The organism is Paenibacillus sp. NPDC101420, assembly GCF_050277435.1.
GTDB lineage: Bacteria > Bacillota > Bacilli > Paenibacillales > Paenibacillaceae > Paenibacillus_AQ.
In genome coordinates, this window is the sequence record NZ_JBNNSE010000001.1 from 1,952,891 (window position 1) to 1,975,671 (window position 22,781).

At 42.9% G+C, this 22,781-nt stretch carries 20 protein-coding genes; 2 read left to right on the plus strand and 18 right to left on the minus strand.

Annotation, left to right across the window (positions count from 1 at the left end):
• Positions 1 to 32: 32 nt before the first annotated feature.
• The 14 genes from ACQKMP_RS08505 to ACQKMP_RS08570 all read right to left on the minus strand — a co-directional run bounded on the left by ACQKMP_RS08505 (position 33) and on the right by ACQKMP_RS08570 (position 15,633).
• Positions 33 to 3,863, minus strand: a complete 3,831-nt coding sequence (locus tag ACQKMP_RS08505) for a hypothetical protein (protein ID WP_427469165.1) — start codon at positions 3,861 to 3,863, stop codon at positions 33 to 35.
• Positions 3,864 to 3,876: 13 nt separating this feature from the next.
• Positions 3,877 to 6,141, minus strand: a complete 2,265-nt coding sequence (locus ACQKMP_RS08510) for a PKD domain-containing protein (protein WP_427469166.1) — start codon at positions 6,139 to 6,141, stop codon at positions 3,877 to 3,879.
• A 5-nt stretch (positions 6,142 to 6,146) separates the two neighbouring features.
• Positions 6,147 to 6,812 carry a hypothetical protein gene (locus ACQKMP_RS08515; protein WP_427469167.1) on the minus strand — a complete coding sequence of 222 codons (666 nt, stop codon included), beginning with the start codon at positions 6,810 to 6,812 and terminating at the stop codon, positions 6,147 to 6,149.
• Between the two features lie 34 nt (positions 6,813 to 6,846).
• Positions 6,847 to 7,344 (minus strand): hypothetical protein, encoded by a 498-nt coding sequence (locus tag ACQKMP_RS08520; protein ID WP_427469168.1) that lies wholly within the window; start codon positions 7,342 to 7,344, stop codon positions 6,847 to 6,849.
• A gap of 20 nt (positions 7,345 to 7,364) precedes the next feature.
• On the minus strand, positions 7,365 to 7,745 hold the full coding sequence (locus tag ACQKMP_RS08525; RefSeq protein ID WP_427469169.1) for a hypothetical protein: 381 nt from the start codon (positions 7,743 to 7,745) through the stop codon (positions 7,365 to 7,367).
• A gap of 15 nt (positions 7,746 to 7,760) precedes the next feature.
• The gene (locus ACQKMP_RS08530) at positions 7,761 to 7,904 is read right to left on the minus strand and encodes a hypothetical protein (protein ID WP_179085743.1); all 144 of its coding nucleotides are present in this window, start codon (positions 7,902 to 7,904) and stop codon (positions 7,761 to 7,763) included.
• 7 nt (positions 7,905 to 7,911) lie between these two features.
• The gene (locus ACQKMP_RS08535) at positions 7,912 to 8,121 is read right to left on the minus strand and encodes a hypothetical protein (RefSeq protein WP_427469170.1); all 210 of its coding nucleotides are present in this window, start codon (positions 8,119 to 8,121) and stop codon (positions 7,912 to 7,914) included.
• A 56-nt stretch (positions 8,122 to 8,177) separates the two neighbouring features.
• Positions 8,178 to 9,047: a hypothetical protein gene (locus ACQKMP_RS08540; protein WP_427469171.1), complete on the minus strand. Its 870-nt coding sequence runs from the start codon at positions 9,045 to 9,047 to the stop codon at positions 8,178 to 8,180.
• A gap of 11 nt (positions 9,048 to 9,058) precedes the next feature.
• Positions 9,059 to 10,108, minus strand: a complete 1,050-nt coding sequence (locus tag ACQKMP_RS08545; RefSeq protein ID WP_427469172.1) for a hypothetical protein — start codon at positions 10,106 to 10,108, stop codon at positions 9,059 to 9,061.
• Positions 10,109 to 10,120: 12 nt separating this feature from the next.
• Positions 10,121 to 11,566 carry an ATPase, T2SS/T4P/T4SS family gene (locus ACQKMP_RS08550; RefSeq protein WP_427469173.1) on the minus strand — a complete coding sequence of 482 codons (1,446 nt, stop codon included), beginning with the start codon at positions 11,564 to 11,566 and terminating at the stop codon, positions 10,121 to 10,123.
• A complete protein-coding gene (locus tag ACQKMP_RS08555) occupies positions 11,563 to 12,627 on the minus strand; it encodes a hypothetical protein (RefSeq protein WP_042185557.1) in 1,065 nt (354 codons plus the stop codon). Before ACQKMP_RS08555 ends, ACQKMP_RS08550 begins: the two co-directional genes overlap by 4 nt.
• Positions 12,628 to 12,639: 12 nt before the next feature.
• A complete protein-coding gene (locus tag ACQKMP_RS08560) occupies positions 12,640 to 13,380 on the minus strand; it encodes an SAF domain-containing protein (RefSeq protein ID WP_042185555.1) in 741 nt (246 codons plus the stop codon).
• Positions 13,381 to 13,558: 178 nt separating this feature from the next.
• Positions 13,559 to 14,458 (minus strand): formyltetrahydrofolate deformylase, encoded by a 900-nt coding sequence (purU, locus tag ACQKMP_RS08565; RefSeq protein WP_042193405.1) that lies wholly within the window; start codon positions 14,456 to 14,458, stop codon positions 13,559 to 13,561.
• Positions 14,459 to 14,523: 65 nt separating this feature from the next.
• Positions 14,524 to 15,633: a deoxyribonuclease IV gene (locus ACQKMP_RS08570; RefSeq protein WP_042185553.1), complete on the minus strand. Its 1,110-nt coding sequence runs from the start codon at positions 15,631 to 15,633 to the stop codon at positions 14,524 to 14,526.
• Positions 15,634 to 15,805: 172 nt separating this feature from the next.
• Here ACQKMP_RS08570 and ACQKMP_RS08575 point away from each other — a divergent pair, with 172 nt between their 5' ends.
• A complete protein-coding gene (locus tag ACQKMP_RS08575) occupies positions 15,806 to 16,270 on the plus strand; it encodes a DUF2621 domain-containing protein (RefSeq protein ID WP_042124904.1) in 465 nt (154 codons plus the stop codon).
• A 40-nt stretch (positions 16,271 to 16,310) separates the two neighbouring features.
• Positions 16,311 to 17,216 (plus strand): TIGR01777 family oxidoreductase, encoded by a 906-nt coding sequence (locus ACQKMP_RS08580; RefSeq protein ID WP_427469174.1) that lies wholly within the window; start codon positions 16,311 to 16,313, stop codon positions 17,214 to 17,216.
• A gap of 28 nt (positions 17,217 to 17,244) precedes the next feature.
• Here ACQKMP_RS08580 and ACQKMP_RS08585 read toward each other — a convergent pair whose 3' ends face one another.
• The 4 genes from ACQKMP_RS08585 to ACQKMP_RS08600 are packed head-to-tail and all read right to left on the minus strand — an operon-like array spanning position 17,245 to position 22,722.
• Positions 17,245 to 18,900 (minus strand): DUF6382 domain-containing protein, encoded by a 1,656-nt coding sequence (locus ACQKMP_RS08585; protein WP_042185549.1) that lies wholly within the window; start codon positions 18,898 to 18,900, stop codon positions 17,245 to 17,247.
• Between the two features lie 18 nt (positions 18,901 to 18,918).
• On the minus strand, positions 18,919 to 19,428 hold the full coding sequence (locus ACQKMP_RS08590; RefSeq protein WP_042185547.1) for an A24 family peptidase: 510 nt from the start codon (positions 19,426 to 19,428) through the stop codon (positions 18,919 to 18,921).
• A 24-nt stretch (positions 19,429 to 19,452) separates the two neighbouring features.
• Positions 19,453 to 20,445 carry a TadE/TadG family type IV pilus assembly protein gene (locus ACQKMP_RS08595; RefSeq protein WP_042185545.1) on the minus strand — a complete coding sequence of 331 codons (993 nt, stop codon included), beginning with the start codon at positions 20,443 to 20,445 and terminating at the stop codon, positions 19,453 to 19,455.
• Positions 20,446 to 20,463: 18 nt separating this feature from the next.
• Positions 20,464 to 22,722, minus strand: a complete 2,259-nt coding sequence (locus ACQKMP_RS08600) for a hypothetical protein (RefSeq protein ID WP_042185543.1) — start codon at positions 22,720 to 22,722, stop codon at positions 20,464 to 20,466.
• Positions 22,723 to 22,781 lie beyond the last annotated feature (59 nt).

A 22,781-nucleotide genomic window follows, 5' to 3' on the forward strand; every position in this document is an offset into this window, starting at 1 on the left:
GCAAAAAAGATAGGGTGATATAGGCTCCTACTCTACTTAATTCGATGACTCTGGAAATACTCCGACCAATCCGATGATATAACAACGGTAACTATATCCGTTTTGGTGTTATACGCATTCTGAGCCGTAAAGGTAAAAGTAACAGGGCCATCTGGTAGCTTTTCAAAAGAGCTATCGTACATTTCACCTGTCCAGAAGGTTTTATCGTCGTTAGTTGGGCTGAGCTGCGTAGTAAACCCTCCGTTCATGGTTACTTGCACAGTATCCGGGAGACCTGTTGCTGTACCTTGCAGAACAAAACGTTCTCCTGCCCAAAATACGTTGTATCCTCTTGGACTCTCCTCATTGCCGCTTTTTTTCAGATTGTAGCCTTTACGATTGTTGTTCCACTCTTCGGTGTGCTTAACGCCACCTTTAATACTCAGTAGATTCACCATGAAGTATTTACGTGGAGAGATATTGCTCCAGTTGTAACCATCAAAGACTTCCACTTCAACGGCATATTTTTCATTCTCAATCAGTGAACCGACTGGAATCTGCCATTGCTTAGCGCTTGATACTTGTTCACCGGATTGGACCTTGATTGCACCAGTGGCCAAGTTAATAATTCGCACCTTATAACGTTGCTGCAGATCTCCGTCCTCATCTTGATAATCCCATTTAATGATCGGTGTAAGTGTACTTGCGATCGTTGGTTTAGATGGATCAACACTGGTTGGGTACGTTATTATAGTCGTCGGAATCCGGTTGACTACTGTGATGTTCTGCGAAAGCTCACGTTGCAGACCCAATGAATCTGTAACGATTTGTCTAAAGGTAAAGACACCGTTACTACTAAACTGCTTCGTGAAGTCCTTTTGAACGCTTGCTAGGGCTTCTGTTCCACTTGATGGTTTTAAGAAATACTTGTGGCTTATTGTATCTCCTTTTGGTTCGTCCGGATCAGTTGCGTTACTCTTAATGTTCAAAACGTCCGTCCGGTAGATCGGTACCTTAGTCGCATCTTTACCAGTATCTGTGATCAGAGTGAATCCCGGCTTAGGTGCGTTATCGATGATGAATGTTTTTTCATTTGATACATCTGACCATGAAAATTTGGAGTATGCTCGACCTTGCACTGTAAAGTATTCAAACCGTTCAAATGTATTATTTGGGATTTGATATTGTCTGAGCAATCCTGAAGGATCCGGATTTTCTATGGTGGAGACTAATAGACCATCCTTCGTAAAGAACTCTAACCTGTATTTCTCTTGTGAATCATTTTCCGGATCCGCGTAAGTCCACTTGATTAATGGATCGCCTTGTTCCGAGTCAATCACAGATGGGTTTGTTGCTGTACCTAAAGGACTAGTTAAAGTCATAGTAGCTGCCAAGTTTTCTTTCACTTGGACTTGCAATCCAGCGATATTCGACTTATCTCCTATTTGATCGATTGCCCAATGTTCTAACGTATATACTCCCGGATCTGAGAAAGTAAGCGTAATGTCACGCGTAAGATACGATTTCATTTCACCAGTACTGTTCGTTACTTTCCAATAGTATTCTAATGAGCCCTGATCTGATGTATCCTCATCGATATCCCCTGAAGTATATTGTTTCGTATCATACTGATTTACGGATGAAGGTCCGTTAATCTTAGCAACAGGGACATGATTCTTAACCATAAATGTACGTGTAGCATAAGAGCTTAATTTTCCATCAGAGGCTGTGAGCTGCATTTCCCAGCCATCAGAAATGGCTTTTTTATGTGATATACCGTTACGATTAATAAGATCACGAATGGTCATTGATTGATAACGGTTGTTTCCTGCCCAGTAGTAGGGAGAGTCATTAAATTTTGCATTCCAGGCATAAGATAAAACATCTCCATCTTCATCCGGATCTGGTGTTAAGTTATCCATTGTGATAATCGTATCGCGGTATATTTCGTTAGGCATTGTAAATGCTGCAGCCGGTGGATGATTGACTACCTGTACATTTTGACTGTACCAATCTGACCACAAGCCACGATTATCATGTACTTGTAGATTGAGTTGATAATTCCCTTCTCCGAATGATGCGATATTCGGTGGTGTTGTTGCTCCACCCCAATGTTCCCATACTTTATTCCATCCGTCTTTGATTACAGTCCAGTAGTATACATCTAATGGATCATTATCTGGATCGAAAGATTTGTCTATAATGCTCGTAGATTTACGATAGGAAACGATATTCGGATTAACGGTAAATAATGCAACCGGTGGTAGATTAACAGACGCATTCCCCACAGTCCTTTGACACCAATCACTCCATACACCGATTCCATTATCTCCATCCACATCACGGACCCTTAAACGTATGTCGTAACTGTCTTTTTCAAAAACTCCCCCAGGTGGCTGCCCGTCGATCCACATCTCATCAACGGTCTTTTTATATTGCCATTGCCACTGCATAATCCCTTTATCAGAACTTGTAATATGATCTAAATCGTAGGATGAATCTATTAATTGAACATTTCCATTGATAAGCCTTGCTGAAAAAAGCGCTATTGGCTTGCGATGGACTTTAAAACTCATCGTAGATGCGGCATCTTTACTCCACATCTGATATTCAGCAAAGCGAGCATCCTGTTTCGGTATATCCTTAGCTTGATAACTCACTACATATTGTCCGGTATACGGAAATGAAGTGTAAAGGCTCGTCCTCCATAGTCCCGAATCCCCTATAATCCCCATTGAGTTATCAAAGTAATTCGGATCATGATCATATCTCACTCGATCAGCGTACTTAGCATCCCACTCATAATCTTCATAGGTGGTGCCGCTATTCTCTATAGGACTATTAACGAGAACAAAAGCGTTTCGCTTCAGTCTGTTTGTAACCTTAAAGGTCATACTCGCGGATTCTGACATATTTGAAGGATCTGCTACTTTTACAGTCATCGTATAATCGCCCGGCGGGATCGAATCAGCCACAGCGTCTACAGGGATAGAGAAATACTGATACCCTTTCGTTTGAGATACTACCGTCTTCCTATAAAATATATTTGGTATCTCAGCGCTTACGATAAGATCATCATTATCTGGATCGTGGACATATCCCTCGATGTTAAGTATGTTTCGTCCAGGCTCGTTCTGCAGGACTTGATTATTGGGTGTATTTAACGAAATGGTAGGTGGACTATTAGGTATCAAAGGAAATACTCTTTGAAAACTCCAACCAATATACGGCCCTCCATATCCTTTATCTGGACTATATCCACCAAATGGGTCCTGTTGACCTGCACCAAAACTGTAATTAATAACTAATCCTTTTGGAAGTTCACCGTAACTTAAATTCCCTATATAGTTGTAGTAAGGAACATCAGTCACAAGATTAAATGTATGATCGAATGTATTCTCTTCAAACGGTCCATCAAAAAAGCTCCTATACAATGGGGTCCAATTGGTATTTGGATTTGACCAGTGGCTCGGACAATTATATTGGTAGACTGGTAAATCTAATGGTGCCCCCTCTGGTATTGCCGCCACACAGAGATCCGCTCGAACAACACGTCTATCTAGAGCACTGTTGGAACGATACAAGTTTACTCCTACAGTCAATGTTGCATCTGAACTAATATCAAATGTTAGTTGCTTAGTGGTACGATTATATTTAATATTCGTTAGCTTTTGGTTATTTATTGTCCCACGCATAGTACCATAGTTCCAACCAGCGTCATAAAAATCACCATCAGCAGGTATATTTATATCTTTATACGTGATGAAATTTGGATCACCCGTCGCAGCCTCTGCTGTCTGAAGATACACTCCCTGACTAGGGAAAACTCCGAATAGGATAGTGATTATAATTACTAGTGAAAGTATTTCTTTTGTCTTCTTCATTTAAGCACCTCTCCTACCAGGACCAATCAACTTCTGGCGCTCGATTTTTCACTTCTACAATCCGTGAGCTTAACTTTTGTCCATCTGAATTTGTAGATTTCCGATCAGATTCTGTCACAAACTCATCAATGGTTGGTTGACCAAACTCTTCAAACACAGTAAGTCGGACTTCATATTTCCCTACCTCGCTCAGTTCTAAATTTAAGCGATCCTTGTTCTCATTACTGAAGATCACCCATGCTTCTCCGCTAAAACTCCCGTCATTATTTGAATCATAGCGATACTCCCAGAGTCTCCGACCCACTACATCTTTATCAGGCGAATAGGAGATATCATCCAATGAAACCACCGCTTTATTACCGTAATCAGGACTTCGATATACCACTCTAGGCAGAGTAAAATAGTTGTACGGCGCTTCATCTGGCACAATATCAAAAGTAATCTCATCACTATCAGAATACCCAAGCGTATTTTCCACATAAATCGTAGCCTTATATTTTCCAGCTTTTTTAAATAAGATGTCTTTGCTTTCAAGTTCAGATAATGTACCACTATATTTAATATCTGCGTTCGTACCACCAGATACAGCAGTGATGGTAACTCGTGTTTTCGATGGTATTAACGGAAAGCGTGTTGGACTCTGGCTTCTATTAAACAATGTCGTTTTACGATTTTGTTTAAGTATTCCTTCTATATTTATAATTGCTGCTGGCTTCGGCTCAATGACGGTAACTTCTGTACTTGTACTACCTATTTGTCCATCATTGTCAACGACTGTGAGAGCTATAGGAAATGTCTCTCCAACTTGCTCTATGGTATACCATACATACCCCCTTGGGACATTTCCGATTTCTCCCTGCGCTCCAGATGTGCTCCAAGCATAATCAGTGATATATCCATCCGGATCATAGGAAGCATTTCCACTAACGAGCATATCAGACCCTGCTTTTATGTATCTAGCTGTTGATATTCTTGCAATAGGTGGCTTTCCTTCAGGTTCTGTTGGAATAGTTGGATTTGGAGGAAAAGTAACTTGAGGATTGTTTTTATAAACACCTGCTGAAATCTGTAGAGGCTGTTCCAGAGAGGTAATGGTTCCACTCTTTGTGACGATTGGCTTTTTAAAGCGGACGAGAACGGTTAAAGCATATTCCTGAGTAAAATATTCGCCCGTTACACTCGACTTTTTGATCTCAAAATCAAATAAAGTACTTACGTTAAATGTCTTTGCAGACTCCTTTTTCGTTTTGAGTGTGTTGTTCCTGTCTTTCTCTTTAGCATAGAACACCCACTCATCAATGTTTGAAGCATCATTGTAGCCTTGCAGCTGCCCCATTAACGAAATTTGAACGGGTTCGTCTTTATCTCCCAATTTTGTTGGATTGGGATTAGGTTTATTTAGAGTTACGGTACCGGTAAGTGTGGGTTCTGTAGGGAGAGTGTAGTCGAAGGAGACATTGCCGCTGTATTTGTACGTAGTTACATTAGCCGAACCTGTAAAGTAGTAGCTTAAATCTGTTTTATAACGTCTCCCCAACGCATGACCACTTGGATCAAAATTCGGACTTAATTGTTCAGGATCAAAATTTTGCTTAGCTGCGTTAGTTTTATAATAAATAATAAATTGATTCCCATTTACAACATTATGATTAACATAGGTTGTTGGAAGCAATTCTTTAGGTACAACTAATCGGACGGTTGACTCTATGATTTGAGAAGAATCTATCACCGAGTTCACGTTTTGGTCGTACCATTTAATTCCCGAACGTGATACTGCCGATTGAGTTACCACCGTCATATCAGGGGGATCATTTCTAGGTGTACCATTACCTTGTCCATTTTTATCGTAATGTTTCTGAGCATTAGCGTATGGGTCCCATTCATTAATCTGCCATCTTACACCGTCTGAATATCGCCAAATAGAATTACCGGGATTTGTTAAAAAAAGGGTTTCAAAGGAGGCCTTATACCCGAGTACATTATCTATTCGTTGTTTTGCTTCAACGCCCTTTAAAGTAACCTTTATTTTCCCATTCTCCATTGTAAGGGCAACTTTTTGATTAGTGCCATTATATTTAAGAGAAGAGACATCAATTGCTGAATTGGCAACTCCACTTGGAAGATCTAAGTAGTAAAATTTTTGAGCATTTGAAGACCCATTAAAAATTTCTGAAGGTATGGCCACTGTTTTGCTTTGTGAATTAGCTGCCTTAATGTTCTCTGGAATATATGAAAAAATCAGTATAAATGTAAGCAGAACAATCCAAATTTTCTTCATATAAGTTACTCTCCTGGACGTTTAACAATGTATTTTTCTTCAAATTCGCCTCCAAGATTAACGTATATAGAAATAACTGAAGGGTCTTTAATATACCCATACATCTGATAGCTAGATAGCTTTTCACCCGGTTTCAACACCCAATTCCACAACGCTTCTTTATTGTTCAGCTCCAACATTTTATTTCTAGGTGAGGGTGTAAGAAGATTATACCCATCCACTTTTAACATCCATTTTGCAATCGAATCTTTAGCACTTACTTGAATGACTTTACTTCCCTTATTTCCAATGGTGAGTTTAGTCCATATCATATATTTAGTAGGTGTTTTATAAATATCATCAGTATAACCATACATCTTCATTAGAGATTGTGCTTCTTTAGCCTTTACATCGTAAAACATCAGCTTTTCTAACGTGTACGTTAATCCTCCAGCGCTGATCGTCACAGGCAGCTCCAAGTCTTTCTTCAATCCAAATTTACTCAGATTATCCCTCATAATAGGCACTGGCGTTGCTATAGGTTTCACGGTTGCTGTGGGTACCGCGGATGTGGTTGGCTTAGCCGTAACTACTGGTGTAACCGTTTCCGCATTTACAACCACTCCCTGCCCCAAAACCACACTAAATAACATTGCCGCTACCAAAGTCGCCTCTACAACTCTCTTCTTCATCCCAAATCTCTCCCTAGTCTCAATTGAATTTTTCCTACTTATTGAACTTATACTCCTGAACTGCTGGTACTCTGATTGGCTCTTGTGTTTTGGCTCTGGAGATCAGCAACGGATGTTCCGTCTCAATGACGGCAATAACCGAGGGACCCTCTATGTATTTGGTAATGCCATATTCACTATCCTCGTATAAAAGTGGAAAAGTCACTCCGTCCGAAGCATCAACAATATCAAACTTCACAATCTTTACTTGATTTTTAAATCGGCTGCCCATTTTGGGAGAAAGACCGTTATCAAGTCCAAGATTCGCCTGCAAGGCATGCTGAAAAGTATCGTAAGCAAGCGCGGGATCGATAATTAGACGACCTCGTGTGAGTTCAGTTTCATCTAATTCCTGCGCGGCATCATGAACAGCGATATTGTTTGCATCTTTTAGCATGCTGCGCAGCATGTCCCACTCCTGATTCTGGATCTGAAAGAACCAGGAGTAGATAAAGATCAGTAGGACAAATGCCAGCTTAATAATGTAATCCATAAATTAGGCTCATCCCTTAATCAATCGAGATATTCACTCATAATTGACCCATGTCCATAATATCGGGTCGGCTGCGAAACCGTGGAAAAGTTATACGGAAACAAATTTATCCGTGGTACTGTTACATACACATCAATTCGTTGCTTGCGTTCTTGAATGGTATCTGTACTGCTCGTAATTTCTATAGAATCCTCTGAGAACCCAATCGCCTTCAGATTTGAAATCACTTCGTTCCGCATAGACGCGGTGACCATCCCCTCCGTTGCAGCTTTTTGTGTGATGTAGGATGTATTAGCTTTGACCTGTAAATCTAGCAGATAATCAATATAGGTGAATATGGGCTGCAGGATAATAAACAGGACAAGCCACATGAATAATGCCCGGAGGACGGTCTCCTTCAATAGAAACGCCTCCTTCTAATATTGTTCTACTTGCTTAGTATGTGTGATGATATCGTCTTGACTGCTGCCAATGATATTCGTAGCTACTGTGATAAACATCCCTGCGATCACAAAGCCAATAGCAAGAAACATTGCTATGGAGATAGAGTCTTTTTTCATAATCGAATTAAACCGAAGGTTGGGTTAAGACCAGAGCAGTTGCAGTTTGGCTGGAATCCAGCGGTTGAATAAATGTCACACCCGGAATCGTCGGTTTGTTATCATCCGTAGCATCAATTACATCTCGAACTACAGGAATCAAAACGGCAATTACGATGGCCACACATAAAAATCCGATAGCAATAAACAAACCTGTAGAAATAGCGTCCTTTTTCATTGTTAAAATCTCCCTTTTATTTTATATTTTTTAAATAATATTGAATATACTATTTTTCACTGGAACATACCGACCCCATTAAAATTCCCTTTGATCAGTAAAATGTACTGCATCGCCATCGCGACGATCATCAAAAAAGTAGCAATCGATGGGATAACATTAATGATCGTAGATAGATCACCGATAAAAGACCACTTTTTCAAATACTGATCGCTGGAGATTTTGGAGATAATCTTACTTTGCTCACGCAAATAATTCGCCGCTTCTGTGTCGTCATCCATACCCTCAGTAGCCAGCAAAATGGACCGAATATCATTAATAAAACTATGATTATCCGGAAACTTTGCACAAAACCATTCAATCGCCCCCTCCACACCCTCATCTACTGCTCGTTCTGACAACTCGTACAGATCCTGACGTATATATTGAAAATGTCCAGCCGTACTCCCGCAAAAAGTGCCAAATTGCGCATATCCGCGCTTGCGTAGCCGATTATTCTCATATAGACGGATGAAAGAGATCAGCTCACCGTCTTTTTTAATAACCGTTTTTTGATGAAGCCATGCAAGCACCCAGCCAAACGGAAGATAGCGCATCGGACTGCTGATTACGAGAATAAGAAGAGCAATTAGAGGGTCATAAATAGAAAAAGAATTAGAACGAATGAAATCACTGACGACTTGAGTTATTAAATAAATCAGCGCTGCTGAGTAACGGAAAAGGGTAATTTTACGGGCTGAAATCGATAAACCAGAATCATTCAATAATTGCTGAAGTCTATCCCCCTGCACCCGTTCCCCAAGCTCATTCCACCGTAGTCCTAATCGGACAAGATATCTTTCCTGTTTACTACTACTGCTTACAAAGACAAGTAATGCGACATAAACAATCCCAATTACAGTAACTAATAGTAACAATCTGTCCATAGCTCATCACCTTAGTGGTAGTCCAGTTTAGGTCTGGCGAGAATAGTGCTGATCACAAAAGAAATAAAAAGACCGGAGACGATCACCATCAAAAAAGAAAGTCCTACTGTAGTCTCAAACTGCAATTGGAAATAGATATCAGGCTTCAGCATGTACATAAAGGTTCCAACCGTTGATACCAGCACCAAAAGATTCCCGTATAAGCCAAGGCTGATCGCATCTCTACTTCCCGCTTTTACAGTCAAAATGGTTTCCCTCTGTTGCTCCATAGAACGATTTAACAGCATCAGTGAGCTTTTTAAATAACGGGTCCCTTCCTTCTCGGCATAGAGCAGATCCGATATAAATTCTAGGGCGAAAGTAGTGCCAATCGCATTGGAAAATCTCCCTGCTTCCTCAACAAGCTCCTTCTCATTACTGTAATTGGAAAATGCAGCCCCTAGCAGCTTCAAAGGCCCCTTCAACACATTCTTATCCGTAAGAAAATCCGCTGTCCGATCGAGAACGGAATCTACCGACAAGTGAGTGAATTTGGTGGAGATTTTGACTACATCAAGTAAATCATAGCTTCCATGCACCTTCCTCTGCGCGTAGATGTATCTCATACGAAAATAAGGAATCGTCGCAGAAATCACAGCAATAAAAAGTGGAAATCTCCAAGCCCCCTGAATCGAACGCCCTTCATTAAAAGTTATCCCTTCCAGAAAAGGATTGTTAAAACTCAATTGCCCAGGAAGCTCGCTTAGCGTCAATAGTCCTGATAGAAAAATCGCGATAAACACTATTGCTGTACGCATGATAAAACGCATAACGCTAATTCCCGGCTCATACTTTCGGTGTACGAAATATAAAAGATTATCTAGATGACGGTAGAGCCACAGCCTTTTTTTTACCGAGCTAACTCTTTTGCCAAAAATACTCATTTTATGTTTGATACGAAAATCGACTTTCTGACCTACCTGTCGTAAATGCCGTTCGATTAGCGGTTTAATGAGCAGCCAAATTCCCCATACAATTAACAAATGAAGGACAAAACGAAGAATATACAATAATAAATCCACGGTTTCACCTCCTCACTCGTTAAGAATGATCTTAGATTTCAAGCTTTCTTTGATAGGCTGATCCATTGGCTTTGCTGCTGCAAGCCGTCCCAGCTCTTTCTGGAGCAACTGTGTTGCCTGCTCATTTTTCCTAGTCATCTTCAGAATCAGGTTCTTTGTCAGCTTGTCATTATAGGACCAACACATCTTCTGGGGTTCCCAGCGCATCAAATCATTCGCAAATACAGAGTTCTTTTCCTCGTCATAAAAGACTTCCGATATTCGCGTCAGCCGCTTCTTCCCGTTCGGAACACTTTCCAAAATAAAGACCAGCTCGCATGATTTCAGTGCAGAGATCAAATGACCCTTAAGGCTCCCGCCAATCCTTGTCGACACGGCAAAAGCGCCTTGATAAGGAATATCCTCCGAATCAACGGTGTGGAAGGTTCCAGTGATGCCGTCATACCCTTTTTCCCCACTCCACAGATAAAATTCCCATTCGTTATACCGCATTTCCGTCATATACAAAATGTTTGGGTCATGCCGCAGCGATTCTACCCCTACCTCCATCAATTCCTCGTTCGCAGCCTGGATTGGAATAATTCGGTGCCCTTTAATCTGGTAAGGTAAAATCGACTCCGGATGCTTTTCTATCATCACTACACCCATACAGGATGAAGATCCGAGCAGTTGCTCGCCGACGATCGTATTTGCAAAGGTTGTTTTTCCCGAGCCTACAGCGCCCGCAATAATGGTATTGCGAAAGGTAGATGATAACGTCCGAATCATATCAACCGCTTCCGCAGGAATACATTCCGTACCCGCCTGATCTTCTAGACTCAGAAACTCTACAACCTGCCGCCGTAACGATATTGTGGTGAAGCCATCCCATACTCTCGGGGATACCCAAATGGCTAGCCTAATAAATCGACCAGGCCAGAGCGGGTCATCCATTTTAAACTCCACTGAAGGGTTGTCCTTGTTCAGCTTTTTGTTGGGATCACTTTTTAATAAGGAGCGCTTTAACTGTTCAACCCGATCTAGTGAAGGCATCTCATATGGATAAGCTACAAACTCACCTTTATGGTTATAAAAGATCTGCTTTCCGATCATCTGTAGCCCGGTTGATTCACTGTATGCACGATCAGTAAACCAACGATACGCCGGACCAAAACCCTTCCACTCATGATAGAGCGCTTCTGCAGCCGTTCTGTATGCTTCTGGAACCTTGCCCGTAAAGGGTGTCTTCCGCAAGTATTTCTCTATCTCATTCATAAAAAAGCTAACCGCCTGCGGATCTCCAATTAGCGCCTTCGCATTTAACTCGAAGTAAGCATCATCCTCACGTTCCAGCCCTTCGTTCATATCGTTCTTCATTTTTTGCAAAAATGCATAAAAGTCTTCCTTGCCCGGTTTGCTCATGCGTAGGATACTTTGTTTTAGAGAGAACAACGGACGGTTCGGTTGATTTCCATTCATAGGAATATGCCTTTCTTTTTAGCTTCTGGTGCCAGGCTCATGGACACGAGCAGAGAATGTACCTTATCATCCACATGCTGCAGCTCTTTTTTGCCTAGAGGTAAGCTTTCCTGCAAGGGCTGGTAATACGGTAGCTCCAGCAATATTTCAGCCCCAAAGCGAAGCGCTAGATTTTTAGGAGAAGATATTTCTTCCACATTACTGCGGTTAATAATCAGTTGAAAATCATGTGGACGTAGATCCATATGCCCAGCAAGCTCTAGAAGAGGTTCGAGTCTGTATTCATGCTTTGGATGAGTGACGATCATACGCAGTGCCGATTTGTGCATTCCGACATACCATGCAGCACTTTCCGGAATAGAGCCAAAGTCAGCAATAACCACATCTGCATTTGCCCCAGCTCTAGCTAAAAAATATTCAATCTCATCCTCCTGATAATCTTGTGCACTCAAGTAATCGTAATTGCCTGGGAGATACGAGTAACCGTCTTGCTTAATCAATTGTTCAAAATCCTCATCATGAATCATCTTCCCTGTGAGCCTTGATCGAAGCCTATCCAGACTAATTGTAGCTTTGCGGTCATATCCGGGATCATATAAATCAAGTCCAAGGACAATAACACGAAGGCCTGCCGCGGCAATTCGTCTTGCGAACAGTTTGGCTACACTAGTGCAGCCGATCCCAGGACCAGATCCAAAAAAACCAACCAGATTACTTCGTTCCTCCCCTTCCTCGTCTAGAATAAAGCGAATCTTCTCTATCACCACTGACGAGGTAGAACGAGGAGGGATAAAATAGATTCCTAAGCTTTCACACAGCATATGTACAGCTTGGTAACCACTGATTCCCTTTTGCAAATATACATATAGGATCATTGAGCTCGGATAATTCCGGCGCAGTTCGCTAAGTGACTGAGCTTGAATCTGGTCACTGGTAACCATTAGCATATGGCCCTCTGCATGAGACGGATCAGGAAGTACGCTTTGTGTAATTACAATAAATCCTGCATTTTTGATATCATTAATGGTTAACTGATCTATGCCTAGACTAAATATTTTCAAGACTCTTCCCTCCTACTCGACCCGTACGATCCACAGCTTTTTTCCCTGCTCCAAAAATTGTCCGAGCCGCTCGCCATCACTTTTCTTCAGCTTCAATTCTGGTGTCGCCACCTTGCCAGTCGAAGTGAACCGATTATTGTTGTTTCCCTTTTCTGAATCCAGCACATCATTATTGTCTTCTGTTCGCACATAATTCACGGTGACTCCAGATATAAACACCTCCTTTGCAGGTTCACTAATTGAGCTCTGCACGATCAGTTCCTCCTCTTCCTTCTTGTTTGGGCTAAGCGATTCACTCCGCCTCTCTCGGTCTCCATCAACAAGATAAATATCTACCTTATCCCGGCTGCGCAGTGAACCATTGATGGCATAGATCGCTTCCTTTGGTATAGGGAAAATCCCTTCATCCTTGAGAGGTTCTAAATCACTAACATCCACTAAGGATGCCGTCAAAATACTTCCGTTGGTCAGATTTACATTCGTAATTTTATGCTCCACTTGTGCGATTTCTGTAATTACACCCGAAGGTATATCCTTGGTCTGAACAGAATCCAGATATAAATCACTTGCTTTCAGCTCATAGTTTTTTGGAAGAAGCTCCCCGCCTTCCACCTTGATTTTGACCACAGTTCGGGATAGTACGTAGGGCTTGAAGTAGAGATCATAGCCTAGCAATCCGCCGACTCCAGTAATCAAAATGAGACTTGCGAAGAAATAATTGCGTTTCAACAGTTGCCTACGCTGTAAAGCCAAGCCTTCCACCTCCTCAAAAACACAGTTTTGAAAAACGACAAAAAGCAACTTGGCGTAAATAGCCAAGCTGCTGGTAAAATGCTTTTTTACCTGTAGAGATTTAGAGAGCTATTAGATTATAGAGTTCCGGTAAAAGCGCTCAGGTTCATACCATAGGCTCTCACCGGAAAATAACCTTTTATTTAAACACTACGGTCTTATTTTGATGGACGAGGATACGGTCTTCGATATGCCACTTCACTGCACGAGCCAGAACAACCCGTTCAATGGTGCGTCCAATCCGCTTCAGCTCGATGACATCATCACCGTGACTTACCCGCTGCACATCTTGTTCAATAATCGGGCCACCATCAAGCTCTTCTGTAACATAGTGAGCAGTTGCTCCGATAATCTTTACCCCGCGTTGGTACGCTTGAGCGTAAGGATTACCGCCAATAAAGGCCGGAAGGAAGGAGTGATGAATATTAATAATTTGGTGGCGATAGTGCTCAATAAACGACGGTGAGATAATCTGCATATACCGAGCCAGAATTATAACATCAATGTCGTCTCCGATGACCTCAAGCTGACGTTTTTCCGCCTCAGCCTTAGTATCAGCTGTAACTGGAATATGGTGAAAAGGAATGCCGAAGGACTCGACATACGATTTCATATCCAAATGGTTGCTCACGACGAGAGCGATGTCGGCTTCTAGATCACCAGCTTGCCACTGCCAGAGCAGCTCCACAAGACAATGGTCTTCTTTAGAGACAAATATGGCTAATCTTTTCTTATGACGAACATTGAAAATTTTCCAGTTCATCTTGAAACGTTCAGCCACCCCACCGAACAAAGAACGTATCTCTTCCAGACGATCTCCTAATTCGGGAAGGTCAAACTCAACTCTCATGAAGAACATTCCGCCATCTGGATCCATTGTGTACTGATCCGATTGCACAATATTCGCGCCATGCTGATACAGAAAGTGTGATACAGCCGCCACGATTCCCGGTCCGTCAGGACAAGAAATGAGCATACGCGCCCGGTTGGAATAAGACTCAACACCTGACGAATTGTTTCTTTTTACGTGTAATTCCATGATCCTCATCCCATCCCCTCATCTACATGTGCAATCTGAAGTCTAACTTATGCGTGAACGAGCACTTACTTGCCTGCTAACCATGCAATCAAGCGATGATTAATGGCTTCCTCGCTCAATTGCGGGAACAGCTCGGCAGCGATGACTTCATCATATAGACGCTCCAGCGGTTCACGTGGATCAGCTTTTTTAGCTTTGGCATCGTTCTTCAGCATCTCCCAGACATTAAGCACAAATTGACGGGAATCGATCTCTTTATTAGCAAAAAACTCACGCAGTTTTTCAACATCCTCTATAAACTCCGGTCCAAATCGTTCCGCTACGTTTCCACGGAGCAAAGCGATCTCCACCTCATACATCGGACGCTGTTTCTTTGCATCTTTACCAACCCACGGCGTCTCTAAAATGAATGGCAGACCTGCCAATTTCTCATGATGGACGATTTTGTTAATCGTATCAAAACCGATCCAACCCGAGCCAATTGGAGTGTGACGGTCTTTACCTGCTCCACATGGATTTTTGCTGTCATTGATATGGATAACCCCAAGACGATTCAAGCCGATAATCTCATCAAACTTGTTTAGAACGCCATCCAAATCATTAACGATATCATAGCCAGCATCATGAATGTGACAAGTATCAAGACATACGGACAAACGCTCGTTATGTTCAACCTTATCAATAATAGAAGCAATCTCCTCGAAGCTGCGCCCGATCTCTGTTCCTTTACCAGCCATAGTTTCTAGGGCGATATGAACTTCAGTTTCATTAGTTCCCCCAAGAACCTCATTAAGTCCATCTGCAATCCGCTGAATACCGTATTCTGCATCCTTATCAGTGAAGGCACCCGGATGTAATACGATATGCTTGACCTCAAGCGCATGCGTACGACGGATTTCCTCTTGTAAGAAATCAACGGCCAACTGATACGTGTTCTCTTTATAGGAAGCGAGATTAATAATGTAAGGTGCGTGGACGACAATCTCCTCCACACCGTTTTCTTTCATTGCTTGCTTTCCTTCAACCGGATACATGGCATCAATCGGCTTGCGGCGCGTGTTCTGTGGCGCTCCTGTATATATCATAAATGAGCTGGAACCATACTCATTTGCTTCATTTGCTGCGGTCAAAAGACCCTTGTCCGAGCAAGACACGTGTGAACCTATTTTCAGCATACTTCTTCCCTCTTTCCTTCACGAATTACCCCCTATTCTACCGTGATCAGAAAAATAAATCTAGACAAGGTCAATATGCTGGGTTCTGCTTCGCAAAACTTTGGAAATAAGCTATACTTTAATATGAGATTAAATTATGTGAGAATACTCATTGCCAAAAGGTGGTGTATGCATGTCTATCCAATCAGGACTTGGTTTATTATCCGCAACACCGAGCAATTGGTTCATGAACTCTATCGCTTTCTGGACATTTATGCTGCTGGGTTCCATGTGTATCGGCGGTTTTTTTATGTTCCGGAAATTCCTAAAGGTGTTGCCGAAAGCTGATGGAAAATCAAAGCTGGACTGGCAAAATTACTGGGTAGAACGCAGTCGTTCACTCTGGAGTGATGAATCAAAAGCTTTCTTAGACCAGCTTGTTCAGCCTGTGCCTAGCCCTTTTCGCGATATCGCCAAACATTCCATTGCTGCCGAGATCGGTAAGATCGCTGTGGAAAGTAATGCAAAAGAGGTAACTCGTGATCACTGCATTAAAGGTTACATAGTCGCCACACCACGGCGTGACAATCGTTTCCTCGTCAATTTTCTTGAAAAGAATAAAATCGACTACTCTGCTTACCAGCATTTGTTCAAGTGATTGATAATCTGATGTTGCGTTCAGAACGGAGGCCAACCTTATGAAATATGTAATATGTGGCGGCACCGGTTTTATTGGCAGCGAACTAGCAAAATACTGGCTACTAGCAGGCAATGAAGTTGCAATCGTCGGTCGCAATCTACCTAAGGCTGCACCTTATCATCCTAAGCTGAGTTACCACACATGGGACAGCCTTAACAATGATCAAGTGCCTATAGAAAATGCGGATGCCTTGGTCAATCTTGCTGGTGCTTCTCTTAGCCAGCGTTGGAGTCCAAGTGGTAAAAAGGCAATCATGCAATCCCGTCTTGCAACCGTTTCCGCTGCTGCTAAGCTACTCGACCGTTTGAAACACAAACCTTCTGTAGTCATTCAGGCGTCCGCTGTAGCTATTTACGGAACCTCTTTGCAAGATACCTTTAGTGAATCATCACCAGCCCATGTCATGGACTTCCCTTCAGAAGTGGTTAAGACCTGGGAAGAGGCTACTGATGAAGCATACAAGAATATCCGTATGATCAAGTTGCGTACTGGGGTTGTGCTCGGCAATGAAAGCGGTGCTTTCCCAAAAATGAAGCTACCTTATTTACTGGGCTTTGGTGGTAATATCGGCGCGGGAAACCAGTGGGTATCCTGGATTCACCTGACGGATATCGTCCGTCTAATCGATTTTTGTGTTCAGAATCCCACCATCGCCGGACCTGTTAATGCGACTGCACCACATCCGGTCACGAACGAAGAGTTCGGTAGAACGATCGGCAAAGTATACAAACGGCCGCATTGGTTCCCACTACCCGCCATTCTGTTAAAAACAGCAGTAGGTGAATTGTCTGAGATCTTGCTCAAAGGACAACGCGTTCTTCCATCGGCGGCATTAGAACATGGCTTTATCTTTACCTTCCCCACACTTCAAACCGCTTTAGAAGATTTGAAAAGCCAAAAATAGCAGAATTAACATTCTTTGCTTGTACTCTTCATCCCATGTGGAATGTGTAACTTCCTTTTACAATCTTAAATACGGTCCCCTCTGACAGCGGGTACTCTTTGTAAGGGATCATGGCTTCGCCTTGAAAAAGCGTTCCATTTCTGGAGTCGAGATCCTTTAGTACGTATCCGCCAGGGCTCCTAGATATCTCCGCATGTACTCTAGAAGCTCCTTCCGATCTTTCTACATACTGAGCTACTTCTGCCGATCGGCCAATGATAAAGCTAGTTCGGTTTAACGCTATGGTTTCCGACTCTGCCTCTTCCTCATCGCTTCTTTTGAGATAAGGAACATTTCGAGCTAGCTTCTCATTTCGTTTGCCTTGCTCAGGTGTTTCCTCCCGTGATAATAAAGCGGTTGGGGCTATTGGACCTGGTGGTATTACAAAACTATCCTCCTCTTTCCTTGATTCAGATCGCACAGACGGAATGTTAGATAAAGGGTCGGATGGATGCTGATCTCCCTTTGGAATCGATGCTGCTGGACGCACAGGGGTCACAGGATACCTACCGAAATCCCACTCCAGTTCTCTTCGATTCGGACTCCGGTTTGTATCTTCAGAATCCTCACTCGTATGTTCCTTTTCTTCGTCACTTCCAAACCTAATTCTTTCGCTCCATACCATCCAGCTAAAAGTAGCCAAGGCAATCGTTGCGATCCCACAAACGGCTAGCCATAACGGTTTTGGGTTATTCAAATATAGGAATTTCCATAATAATGCATCACCCAATAAGCAACCTAGAATAATATAGGTTCTTGAGCTTGAGGGTTGTGAATTCGTCAACTTATTATCGTCTGTAGACCGAAGAAACCTTTCCTCTTCTTTCACCCTAAAATTCGGACTGGAATAGCTATTTAACCACGGAGCTGAATTCTGCTGCGTACGCAGACCCTTATCCTCGTTCCGCTCACTCATTTTTTTCTGGGGAGCAGGTACCTCATTCACAAACAGTTCCCTTACTCTCTCTTGCATTCGTCCTTCAGGCTCTGCCGGACGTACTTCTGTCAACTTAGGTGATGTGTATGCCATTTCTGCGTTATTACTGAATTGTCCTCTACTAGAGTCGCCCTCTGTCAACAGCTCTGAGAGAAGACCCTTTAAGCCCGCTGGTGTAAATTCTTCTTCCCCACAGTATTGCAGCACTCTTTGAACACCACTGCCAGTAAGCTCTGTGATAGAAGCCATCATCACCATGATCAGCGATTTGAGAGACTCTCCCAGCCTAGAAACAGGCTCATTCCCCTGAACAGGGATATAGGTGAGATATACCTTACCACTCTGCAATGATCCTTCAATAAAAATATAATCTTCATGCAAAGCATACTGATCCGCCCGAAGCATATATAACCTGCCATCTTCCATCCCTTGCGCAATTTGTAGAAGTAATCCAAAAAATGAGGTCATGCTCAACTTCTCACTTTTGAGCAAATGACTGAGCATTTTTTTACGCAGAACAGCATATTCCATCGTAACCTTTAAATCAATTTCCCTAAGTAACAACCTTAAATGATGAGGAATGTCAGTGTTCATCAGCATACGAGCTTGAACCATATTAAGCTTACCTACCGGCATTCCTTCTGGTTCGCCAAGCATCATATATATACCGTCCTGCTGTATAAAGTCACGGGATAATCCGTACAACAAGCATCACCACCTCCTATTTTAAAAATAAAGATAAGCGCAAATGGTACCAGGGACTACAGCCAGCATAAAGGGAAATCTCAACAGCTCATCATCTTTATTTATTAATAGGAATGAACTCTTCAATAATATGAATCCGGAAATTGTGTTAAATATCCTGCGCGTACGCCTGCCTGTCTCCCGTCTCTTTAAGACAATTAGCCAGCCTATCAAGGCCCCAAACAGTACGGAGTACATCACGACCTGCAATGTAAATAGCATTCCTGTCCACGCCCCAATCCCGGCAAAAAGCTTAACATCCCCTGCACCAACCGCCCCTATCAAATGCATAATTAGAAGCACTGCAAATCCTGCAGCGGCACCCACACCAGCCTTAAGCAGACCATCCCAGCCGTTCATCAGCGCTTGAGCAAGCAGACCAGCAAGCAAGCCTGAGACAGTGATCCAGTTTGGTATTCTCATCGACTTTATATCCGTAATAAATGCAGCTGCCAGAAACGGCAGACATCCCCAGAAGGCCCACTCCGCCATGGATTACACTCCTTTCCCCTTCACTCATTTCACTACTGTGAACATCACCTCAATAGATCTACCGTCATCGAGCTGAATTACAAATGGCCACGAGCCCGGTGTGGTATTCACACCAATTTTCCACTCCCACTCGATATATCCGTCCGCATCCGCTTGTTTCCAGCCTAAATATTTAGCAGTGCTTCCCCCGCTTTTATAAAAAACGGATAAGCTAGCGGAAGCATTCGGCGGAATTTTAGCACGAACTTTGCCTTGCTTATTGGCTACAGCTGGATTCGGTTTCTCCAAAATCTTAATAAAATCCTCTGGTTGACCAGTGCCGTCATTGCCCTTATTTGTACCCTCTCCTGTATCCCCGATCCAAAGACGTTCAACAGCACTTGCCTCAAGTACAATGCGTTGGTTTAGAAAGGGAACCTTCATCGGCAGCTCATAGCTAACCACCAATCCAAAGTAAGGTCGGGTACCCTTCTTTAACTCAGGCACGATAATGTTGGATACATGAATTCGATCATAATCCAGTAATTCTGATGACAGATACGGCTTTAATAGGGGTTTTATCGCTAGATCCAGTACACTTTCTGAGGTCTCAGCCTGTAGCTTCTGCAGAGGTCCCTCGCCCTTCTCTAAAGCTGACATGACCCACTCATTCAGCGGCTTAGGTAATGACATTGCATAACTACTGCCCCAATCTGTAAGTGACAAGCGAGGAATCGTCCAATTCGATTCGGCTTGATTGCCAGCGGATAGGTCGGTGCCATCCTTCACTGGATTAGCGCCAGCTTCGCTTGTTGCTCCCCATTTCTGCACAGCCAAAGCTGCCGGGTACATATGCGTTGAAATAGATTTCACAGTATCAGATGCTGTGCTTTGTAAGGCTGTTGAATACAAGGTCATCTGTACGATAGAAATTAGGAACAAAACAAACAGTAGGAAGATCGGAAGTACCATCGCCGCTTCTACTACCATGCTGCCTTCTTCCTGCGTCTTCCTCCTAATCCGGTACCCGTCCCCCATATCCTTACCAACCTCCTGCTAGTATGAAAAATCAGCCTGCACTGCTCTCATATATGTACTGCCTTGCACTTCTCCAGAATACCCAGCGCTATAGTCCAATAGCTTCACAACACCCGGTAGAAACCATAGTCGCATTCCAAGCTTAATATTCGATGAGACATACGTACTTCTTTCATCTGGATTTATTCCTGTGTTCAGTCGAATGAGAGCCAGCATCCGAGATAATTGAACATTCCCGCCTCCATGCAGCATCATGAACAGACGCAAATGATCACGATAAGTCAGCTGGGCCGGTAAATATTTAGACAGTGGTATGGAATCTTTCTCACAGAGTAACAACATGTCCTGAATAGCTTGCTGGATCCCATACAACAGTGCTGCGGCCAGAACAGCCAATGGGTTTCCTAAACTTGCCCTCTCAATAAAACCTTCCATCGTTCGAATAGACAGCCGCATGGCAAATATTTCAGCATACGCTGCGGCTACATTTCCAGCGGGATTATGAAATCCGTAAAGAATGTATTCCAGCTCTTGCGCTTTAGGATTAAGCTGGTCTGTAAGTTCGGCTGTGCCCTCAGAACCTTGTGCTAGAGTAGCTAACTTGGAAACATCAAAATGTTGAAAATAGAGAGCAGAATACTCCGTTTGAAAAAGTCTATCTCTAGCCCCTCCCATAATGCCACCCATCGCTGCATAGATTCCGTCCATATCCTCCATCGCCGAACTCCCAGCAGTATACGGGTTAGTGCTGACTTCAGATTTACCAAGTGGATCTGATGCTAATTCCTTATTAAAAGCAATATTCTCCTCGTAATATTGACGAAGTGTATCATAGCTTTTCAGAGAATCCGTCACTCCGTTACCCATCATTCGAATCTTATCAAGTAACGCTTTCGCTTCACCCAGCTTCGATTTTGCTTCTCTCTCCAATTGCTTACGCTCTTTATCCGAGCTACGGTGCTGTTCGATTAAAGCCAAATCACTAACGATAATACTTCCCTTCTTACCGTAATTCTGTAGATAGTTATTCACTACGCGTGAAGCTTCAAGAACAGAAGAGATCATTTGATAGGAGTCACCATATTCACTCAAAGCTTCATACAGCACACCCGACATTCCTGTTACGATAGGTTCAATGGCCTCGTAAGAACTTTTCTGCATAGATATACTATTCTCCATCTGACTTAGATCAGTTGAGGAGAGAATCAGTGCATCTTCCTGCTCACGCAGCTTTTTAAGCGGGTCTGAGCTTATCTCTCCTGAGCTCGCCGGAATATCCCAGTCATTAGCAGGAACATTTGATAGATCCACCCCCTCCATTCGTGACTGTTCCAATATATTTCTCATCTCGTCATTCAATTGCTCTGCCTTCTTTAACGCTTTATTCGCTCCCTCCATTGATCTTTCATGGTCTTCACGAAAAGCTGTTAATAAGGCAGGAAGCCGCGATAACATTTCAGTAGTTCGACTCCGGTAGAGAGACAATTGATAAGTGTACTTTGCAGGCTTTTTACTATCACGATAAAGATCATCGTAATATTTCCCAAGATAGTCACTATACTGTGCGGGAATATCCGCCGCCGATTGCATACTTCCGAGTGAACTGGCAGAAATGGATTCTGCAGGCGGATTCATAATCCATTGAAGTAACCTTCTTCCACTCTCCGCAGCCAGGCTTCTCTGCTCTAACATAAGATCCAAAGCCTCTTCTCGCTCGTCATATAACGGCTGTAGCTTACTGAGTAGTTCAGTAGCCCGTGAGGCCTCTGCCATTACTCCTGACATCGGCTTGAATTTACCTGCCAATTCCAAAGCGAAATCCACCGGAGCCTTATACTTCATTTCCTCCAGTATTTGTCGACTCACAACATCATAGCTACCCAGCGGTCTGCTCCATTTCAAAGACGACGATTCCAAAGCGAAGGGTACAAGATTGAACGCGTCACTCCTACCACTTTTATGCATATTATCATTGAGTACCTGAGACAGCAGCATATCCCCGTCACTCTCTCCAAAGGCGAATAAACCATACTTTTCTCGTAGCTCAACATCGTAAGATGACATTACAGAGCGAACGCTAGCCCTCGCTAAACGTTCCTCCTGAACATTGAAGGCAGCAATCCGCGCATAGTCAATCAGCACAGCGGTAAATAAAAAGACGAAAGCCAGCACCATAATTAAAAAAATTGAGACTGAACCTTCCGTTTTGCCTTTACCCTGCCTCTGTTTCTTTCGACTCTTACCGCTAACAAGGCAACTGGTAAAGATGCTCCTCATCAAAACCTCCCTCCTTATCCCTACCTTCAATAGATACAAGATCCATTAGCAAGGAAATA